Raw genomic sequence first — 7,059 nt, forward strand, 5'->3', positions numbered from 1 at the left:
CCGCGGATCGACGAGACGATGAGACTGTGAATCTCAGTTGTCACCTCGGCGGTGGACCGAGTCCGGCCGGTCGCCTCGGAGACATCTCCATGACACCCGCGTCTTGCCCCGTGCCGATACCCTGTTCACAGAGGTCGGATACATGGAGAGTAGACTCGCACGGCGCGGTCGCCGACAGACTCAGTGCGCTCAGACGGACCAGAGCTGTCGCCCACCGGACGGTGAGGGCAATCAATCAGGGGAGAGAAGGAACTTCATTGACAAAAGAGGATAATGCTCAGAGCACGGCAGCCGATGGCACGCCGATCAATCGGAATGTGGTTCTCGCAGTTCTCGTCTCCGGTGCCTTCGTCATCATCCTCAACCAGACCCTGCTCAACACTGCACTGCCCGCATTCATGCAGTCCTTCGACATCACGGCCAGCGCCGCACAGTGGGTGACGACGAGCTTCATGCTGGTCAACGGCATCATGATTCCGATCACGGCTTTCCTGATCCAGAAGTTCACCACCCGCGGACTGTTCCTCACAGCGATGCTGCTGTTCATCGTCGGCACACTGGTGTGCGCGCTGGCGCCCACCTATCCTGTCCTTCTCCTCGGACGCGTGATTCAGGCGTCGAGCGGCGGCATCATCATGCCGCTGATGCAGACCATTCTCTTCGCAATCTTCCCGGTGGACAAGCGCGGTACGGCGATGGGCACGTTCGGCCTCGTCATCGCCTTCGCTCCGGCCATCGGACCGAGCCTCTCGGGCTGGATCGTCGACCACCTGCCGTGGGAGACCCTCTTCTACATGATGCTGCCGATTGCGGTCATCGACATCATCGTCGCCTACTTCATCCTCAAGAACGTCACCGAACGCACATACCCCAAGCTCGATGTCCTCTCGATCATCCTGTCGACATTCGGCTTCGGCGGACTGCTGTTCGGCTTCGGAACCGCCGGCGACGCAGGATGGCTGAGCCCAGAGGTCATCATCCCTCTGCTCATCGGCGTGGTCGCTCTGGCCATCTTCATTCCGCGCCAGCTCAAGTTGGACCAGCCGATGCTCGAGTTCCGAGTGCTGCGCTACCGCATGTTCACCCTCAACACCGCCCTGGGCATGTGCGTGTTCATCGTCATGATCGGCGGCATGATGATCCTGCCGCTCTACATGCAGAACATGAACGACTTCTCCGCCATGGAATCAGGCCTGGTGCTTCTGCCCGGTGCAGCGGTGATGGGACTGATGTCGCCGGTCACCGGACGAGTATTCGACGCCATCGGGGCAAAGTGGCTGGCCGTTGCCGGTTTCACCCTGCTCACCGTCACCACATTCCTCTTCGCCGACCTCGAGGCCGACACCTCGTTCACCTTCCTCGCCGTGGTCAACACGATCCGCATGTTCGGAGTGGCCATGGTGATGATGCCGGTGACGACGGCAGCGCTCAATCAGCTGCCGCAGCGCCTCATCCCCCACGGCACGGCACTGAACAACACCTTCCGCCAGATCGCCGCCTCGGTGGGTACCGCAGTCCTGGTCACCATCATGGTCTCCACGACGCGCGACCCGGAAGTCTACGGAGTCGAGGGGCTGGTTCACGGCGCCGATGTCGCCTTCTTCGTCGCCGCCGTCATCGGGATCTTCGGCATCGTCGGGTCCTTCTTCATCAAGAACTCGCACGGCGCGAACACACCCGGCTGAGCGGCTACCTGTAGAAGCCTTCGCGAAGGTCGATGCCGTATTCGATCCAGGCCTTCATGGCAGCCAGCATGCCCGTCCAGCCCATGCAGTTGCCGAAGGCGCCCTCGGCTCCCCCAACTGTGGTTTTCCATGACTTCTCGGTCACCGTGACAAGAGTCCGCGCTCCGTCATCGACAGGCGAGAACTCGAAGGTCGTCGTCGTGGACTTCGCCGTGGCATGCTCCGTGCCTTCCCACGCGATGACGATCCTCTCATCCTGAACGGACTCGAGGACCTCAACCGGGAACCGACCGGGGAAATCCGCGAAGTCCCAGGTCACCTCGGCGCCGGACTCCAAACGTCCGCGTGCACCGCCTGTGGTGAAGTATTTCGAGAGCTGCGCCGGATCGGCCACGGCTTCGAAGGTCTCATGCGGGGTCTTCGAGATGTAGCCCATGACGGTGAAAGACAGTTCGTCCAGCCGTGCATCTTTGGTGCTCTGTTCATCATTCATGTGATATTTTTACCACATGTCGACTGCAGATGGAATGGCTTCTCCTGTTGATGAGGACGAACGCGATGATGCCGTGTTCAAGGCGCTGGCCAATTCCACCCGACGCCAGATCCTCGACTTGCTGCGCGACGAACCCCGGACAACCGGAGAGGTCTGCGCCGCGTTTGGCAAGCTTGATCGCACGACCGTCCTGCAGCACATCCGAGTCCTGGAGAGAGCCGAGCTGATCGGCGGGCGTCGCATCGGCAGAACCCGTCAGCTGGCGCTGGCCCCGTTGCCGATCAAGCGCATCCACGACCGCTGGATCGGCGAATACACGCGGGCCGCAGTGGGGCTCCTGGCCGACCTGGACGACCGGGCCACGAACTCACGATGAGCGTCGTCGCAGGGTCTGCAGCATCCAGGAGATGATGCCTGCCAAAAGCAGCAGCAGGGCGCAGACGAGGAAGGTCGCGGAGTCGCCGAGGTAGGTGAAGCCGAGACCGCCGAGGACACCGGCCACGGCCAAACCGATATCGAAATTCATGTTCCACGCCACGCTGGCCTTCGCCGGCGTGCTGACACTGGCAAAGGCCATCACCAGGCTGGCCGATTGAATTGTGCCCAGCCCGAGACCGATGATCACCATCGCGACGAACAGCATCCCGCCGTAGACGACGACGGTGACGACGAGCCCGATGACGGCCAGCATGAGGCCCAGAAGGTTGAGTGCGAACGGGGAGAACTGATCGGCGATGGCACCGGCGACGAACCGTCCGACCACCGCCGAGACCTGCATCGCGCCGATGAACAGCGCGGCTCCGGCGACGTCTTCGCCTGGCCCGAAGCCGACGATGAGGCCGAAGACGATCATGCCGACGAGGAACGGGGAGAGCATGACGATCAGGCTCAGCGCCTCACCGATCGTGCGTCCGCTCCTGCGCAGGGAGCGACGTTCAGCCGTGCCTGCCCGGACAGCGTCCCCGGAGTCCTCGGCCGGTTCCTTCTCACTCCTGCGCTCTCGCCCCGGCAGATACTTCACAACGGTCGGCACCGCGAGGAGAAGTGAGGCACACACGATCACACGGAAGGTCCAGACGGGAACCGTGCCGACCAGCCATAGGCCCAGCGGTGCCCCGAGAGCGGCCGCCAGCGAGGTGATCCCACCGAAGATCCCCAATGCCTTGCCGATGCGTCCCGGGGAGGTCGTGGCGGGCACAGCGGCATTGGCCAGGACGACGAAGAGGCCGAAGCCCACTCCCCCGAACAGCCCAGCCAACACGAGGCCGAGCAGAGGCGCGGGCACAACCAGACCGAGGATCTGGCCCAACAGCTGCAGCCCCAGGGCGACGAACAGGGCACCCTTGAGACCGAGCACCCGGCCGACCCAGGGAGCGAAGGGCTGAACTGCGATGACGCCGATCATCATCGTCGTCAGCACCGAGCCCCCGGTGACTGTCGAAAGCCCGTGGACAGCAGCGATCGAGACCATCGTCGAGTAGCTGAAGAAGAACGCCGAGAATCCGAACATCGCCGTCCACACGAGCCCCAGCAGCGCAGGGGTGAACGTCGATGCCTCAGGTCGGTCAGAACTCATGATTTGACCTTACGACACACGGCGTCACGCCACGAAGTCCTGCCCTCTCAACCCTCAGCCCCTCACACCCGGCCCCGGGTCCCGCAAGCTCGGTCCTCAGCCCCGAAATCTCATTCAGAATTCTGGGCCCTCTCGATCTCAGCGTCGAGTTCCGCCCCGAAGATGAGAGCCAGATTGACCATCCACAGCCAGACGAATCCGACGATCACACCTCCGATTGCACCGTAGGTGGCGTTGTAGTTGTCGAAATTGTTGATGTAGACGACGAATCCCAGAGACACGATGACGACCGTGAGGAGTGCAATGAACGCACCGATGCTCGACCAGCGGAACTTCGCCTTCTTCACGTTCGGAGTCGCATAGTACAGAAGGGCGATCATGAGCATGACGAAGAAGACCACGACCGGCCATCTGGCGATGCTCCAGACCATCACCGCCACCGGCCCCAAGCCGACCAGGCGACCGAGCGACTCCGCGATGGGACCGGAGACCACGAGCAGCAGACCGAGTGCGGCCATGAGGAGCAGCAGCACCAGAGTGATGAACAGCATCATCGGCTTGAGCTTCCACAGGGGACGGCTCTCCTGCACCGAATAGGCCTTGTTCGCCGCCCGCCCGAAGGCACCGACGTACTTCGACGACGACCAGATCGCGACGATGAGGCTGACGATGAGCGTGAGACCGGCCGCCGGGGTCGACACCAGCTCGGACACGATCGGGCGGATCGACTCGACGGCCTCGGTCGACAGATCCGAGGCCAAGCCCAGGACCGCCTCGGTGGTGGACTTCGCCTCCCCGATCACACCGAGCATCGACACGAGGGCGAGAGTCGCCGGTGCCATTGACAGCAGCGCGTAGAACGCCAGACCCGCTGCCAGGTCGAGCCCCTGGTCACTGATCACGTGACGGATCGTGTTGGCGAGGATGCCCCTCTTGCCTCGTTCCATCGTCCTTGCCGCGGGGACAGCCTGCTGGGAATTGGGCACCATGGTGACACCTTAGTCGTTCACAGCTTTCACTCAGCTCCGCCATGCCGCTCGAGGAACTCCCGTTCCAGCGGTCCGTCCGAAACTCTCGGGCAGTTGTACTGTTGGGCCATGGTGACAACCGCGGAAGCCGTGCTGATACGTCGTGACTAGGTCCGGGCACGTGCACAATCCTCATCGCAACGCCATCGACCGTGTGGTCGTGACATACCTGGCTGCGCTCGTCATCGGCACCGGGTTGCTGATGATGCCCTCAGCAACCACGACTCCGGGCGGAATCTCACTTCTGTCCGCGCTCTTCACCGCCACCTCGGCGATCAGCGTGACCGGACTGGAGGTCCTCTCCGTCGGCGGGGACTTCACATTCTTCGGCCAAGCCGTCATCCTCGGATTGATCCAAGCCGGTGGACTGGGGATCCTCCTGCTGACCACTCTGTTGGCCATGCTCGTGGCCGGCAAGGTCGGGCTTCGCCTCCGGGAGTCGGTCGCGGCCGAGGCGAAGAGCTCACACATCGGCGGCATCCGACCGATGGTGCTGCGGGTCATCGGCCTCACGGTGGCCACGGAACTCGCGATCACCTCGGCGCTGTTCCTGCGCCTCTGGCTCCACTACGACGAGTCGGCGGGCGGGGCACTCTGGGATGCGGTCTTCCACGCGATCTCCGCATTCAACAACGCCGGCTTCGCGTTGGAGCCCGACAGCTTCGCAGCCTACGCCACCGATCCCTTCGTGTGTGCCCCCATCGCCCTCGGAGCCATTCTGGGCGGACTGGGGTACCCGGTGCTCATCGAACTCTTCCGGCACTACAGGATGCCTCTGAAATGGTCCATGACGACCCGGGCCGTCATCGTCATCACGCCGGTCCTCCTCCTCGGCGGCACAGCCTTCATCGCCGCCATCGAATGGAACAATCCCGGCACACTCGGCCACCTCGATTGGTGGGGCAAGCTGCAGACCGCTGCGTTCCAGTCGACGACAACACGGACTGCGGGCTTCAGTTCCATCGACATCTCGCAGCTGCACTCGGCGACCTGGTTCGGCATGGACATCCTCATGTTCGTCGGCGGTGGACCGGCGGGCACTGCCGGCGGTGTCAAGATCACGACAGTCATGGTGCTCCTGGCGATCACCTGGGCCGAGATCACCGGCGGAACGAAGGCGAACCTCTTCGGAGCCCGCGTGGCCGAATCGGCGCACCGGCAGGCCACGACCGTGATCGTCCTCGCCCTGAGCCTCGTTGCACTGTCCACGACGGTGCTCATGCTCGACGCTCCCGAGCTGGGATTGGACCGAGTGCTCTTCGAAGTCATCTCCGCCTTCGCGAACGTGGGCTTGTCGACCGGCATCACCGCCGGGCTGCCCGGGTTGAGCCAAGTGGTGCTCATCCTGGTCATGGTCCTCGGCCGGCTCGGTCCCGTGACCGTCGCCTCGGCTCTGGCGTTGAGGGCCAGGACCATCCGCTACGAACTGCACGTCGAACGACCACTGATCGGCTGAGCAAGGCCACCGGCCGATCATCGGCCCACCGGCAGAGGCGAAACATCGGCATCCACAAAAGAGGAAGGACACTGATATGAATACGAAATCCTGGCGAGCGAGGCCGGCCGCGTTCTTCCTGGGCGATCCCACCCCGCTGGCGCAGCACGGAGCGGTTGCCGTCATCGGCCTGGGGCGCTTCGGCGGATCGTTGGCATCCGAACTCGCCGCTCACGGTGTCGACGTCATCGGCATCGATGTCGACGAGGCTGTCGTGGCCCACTACTCGGAGACGCTGGCTTTCGTATCGCGGGCCGACTCCACCGACGAGGCTGTTCTGCGTCAGCTCGGAATCGACGAAGTCAGCCGGGTGGTGATTGCCATCGGCAGTGATCTCGAGGCCAGCATACTCACCGCTTCCAAGATCCTGAAGATCGGGAACCGACACATCTGGGCCAAGGCGATCAGCCAGACGCATGCGGAGATACTCGATCAGCTCGGCATCGAGAATGTGATCCGACCGGATAACGACATGGGGCGCCGTCTGGCCCATCTGATCCGCGGACATATGTCGGACTTCCTGCCGATCAGCGACGACTTCGTACTGGCTCGCACGACTCCACCGACTCGCTTCTCCGACTCGCCCCTGGGCTCCTTCGATCTGCGCGGCACGTACGGTGTGACGGTCGTGGCCTTCAGGCGCAGCGGCGACGAGCATTGGGACATCGCGGATCAGGATGTGACGCTGTATGCCGATGACGAGATGCTCATCGCCGGCAACCCGCGCAAGGTCGAGGACTTCAGCGCCTTCGACAAGGACGACTGAGGACTGGGGGCCGGGA

General features: G+C 63.2%; 7 protein-coding genes. 4 read left to right on the forward strand and 3 right to left on the reverse strand.

Annotation, left to right across the window (positions count from 1 at the left end):
• Nucleotides 1-257: 257 nt before the first annotated feature.
• Complete coding sequence (locus L0G76_RS12705; RefSeq protein WP_304357557.1) at nucleotides 258-1,685, forward strand: MDR family MFS transporter; 1,428 nt, start codon at nucleotides 258-260, stop codon at nucleotides 1,683-1,685.
• 4 nt (nucleotides 1,686-1,689) lie between these two features.
• Here the strand turns inward: L0G76_RS12705 and L0G76_RS12710 are convergent, their stop codons facing one another.
• A complete protein-coding gene (locus L0G76_RS12710; protein WP_304357558.1) occupies nucleotides 1,690-2,178 on the reverse strand; it encodes an SRPBCC domain-containing protein in 489 nt (162 codons plus the stop codon).
• A 34-nt stretch (nucleotides 2,179-2,212) separates the two neighbouring features.
• On the opposite strand from L0G76_RS12710, the gene L0G76_RS12715 reads away from it, so the two are divergent.
• A complete protein-coding gene (locus L0G76_RS12715) occupies nucleotides 2,213-2,554 on the forward strand; it encodes an ArsR/SmtB family transcription factor (RefSeq protein WP_304357559.1) in 342 nt (113 codons plus the stop codon).
• On the opposite strand, the gene L0G76_RS12720 is transcribed toward L0G76_RS12715, so the two are convergent.
• Nucleotides 2,546-3,754, reverse strand: a complete 1,209-nt coding sequence (locus L0G76_RS12720; RefSeq protein ID WP_304357560.1) for an MFS transporter — start codon at nucleotides 3,752-3,754, stop codon at nucleotides 2,546-2,548. The two genes, L0G76_RS12715 and L0G76_RS12720, sit on opposite strands and share 9 nt — an antisense overlap.
• A gap of 110 nt (nucleotides 3,755-3,864) precedes the next feature.
• Nucleotides 3,865-4,743 carry a YihY/virulence factor BrkB family protein gene (locus L0G76_RS12725; RefSeq protein ID WP_304357561.1) on the reverse strand — a complete coding sequence of 293 codons (879 nt, stop codon included), beginning with the start codon at nucleotides 4,741-4,743 and terminating at the stop codon, nucleotides 3,865-3,867.
• Between the two features lie 160 nt (nucleotides 4,744-4,903).
• Here L0G76_RS12725 and L0G76_RS12730 point away from each other — a divergent pair, with 160 nt between their 5' ends.
• A complete protein-coding gene (locus L0G76_RS12730) occupies nucleotides 4,904-6,238 on the forward strand; it encodes a TrkH family potassium uptake protein (RefSeq protein WP_304357562.1) in 1,335 nt (444 codons plus the stop codon).
• A 76-nt stretch (nucleotides 6,239-6,314) separates the two neighbouring features.
• Entirely contained in the window at nucleotides 6,315-7,043 is a 729-nt protein-coding gene (locus tag L0G76_RS12735; protein ID WP_304357563.1) for a potassium channel family protein, read from the forward strand.
• The last annotated feature ends 16 nt before the right edge of the window (nucleotides 7,044-7,059 follow it).

It is taken from the genome of Brevibacterium picturae (assembly GCF_030453725.1).
GTDB lineage: Bacteria > Actinomycetota > Actinomycetes > Actinomycetales > Brevibacteriaceae > Brevibacterium > Brevibacterium sandarakinum_A.

What these genes read in the sequence shown, in the direction of transcription:
- L0G76_RS12710 (WP_304357558.1), bottom strand. Translation starts at nt 2,178, where the DNA reads ATGAATGATGAACAGAGCACCAAAGATGCACGGCTGGACGAACTGTCT.
- L0G76_RS12725 (WP_304357561.1), bottom strand. Translation starts at nt 4,743, where the DNA reads ATGGTGCCCAATTCCCAGCAGGCTGTCCCCGCGGCAAGGACGATGGAA.
- L0G76_RS12720 (WP_304357560.1), bottom strand. Translation starts at nt 3,754, where the DNA reads ATGAGTTCTGACCGACCTGAGGCATCGACGTTCACCCCTGCGCTGCTG.
- L0G76_RS12715 (WP_304357559.1), top strand. Translation starts at nt 2,213, where the DNA reads ATGGCTTCTCCTGTTGATGAGGACGAACGCGATGATGCCGTGTTCAAG.
- L0G76_RS12735 (WP_304357563.1), top strand. Translation starts at nt 6,315, where the DNA reads ATGAATACGAAATCCTGGCGAGCGAGGCCGGCCGCGTTCTTCCTGGGC.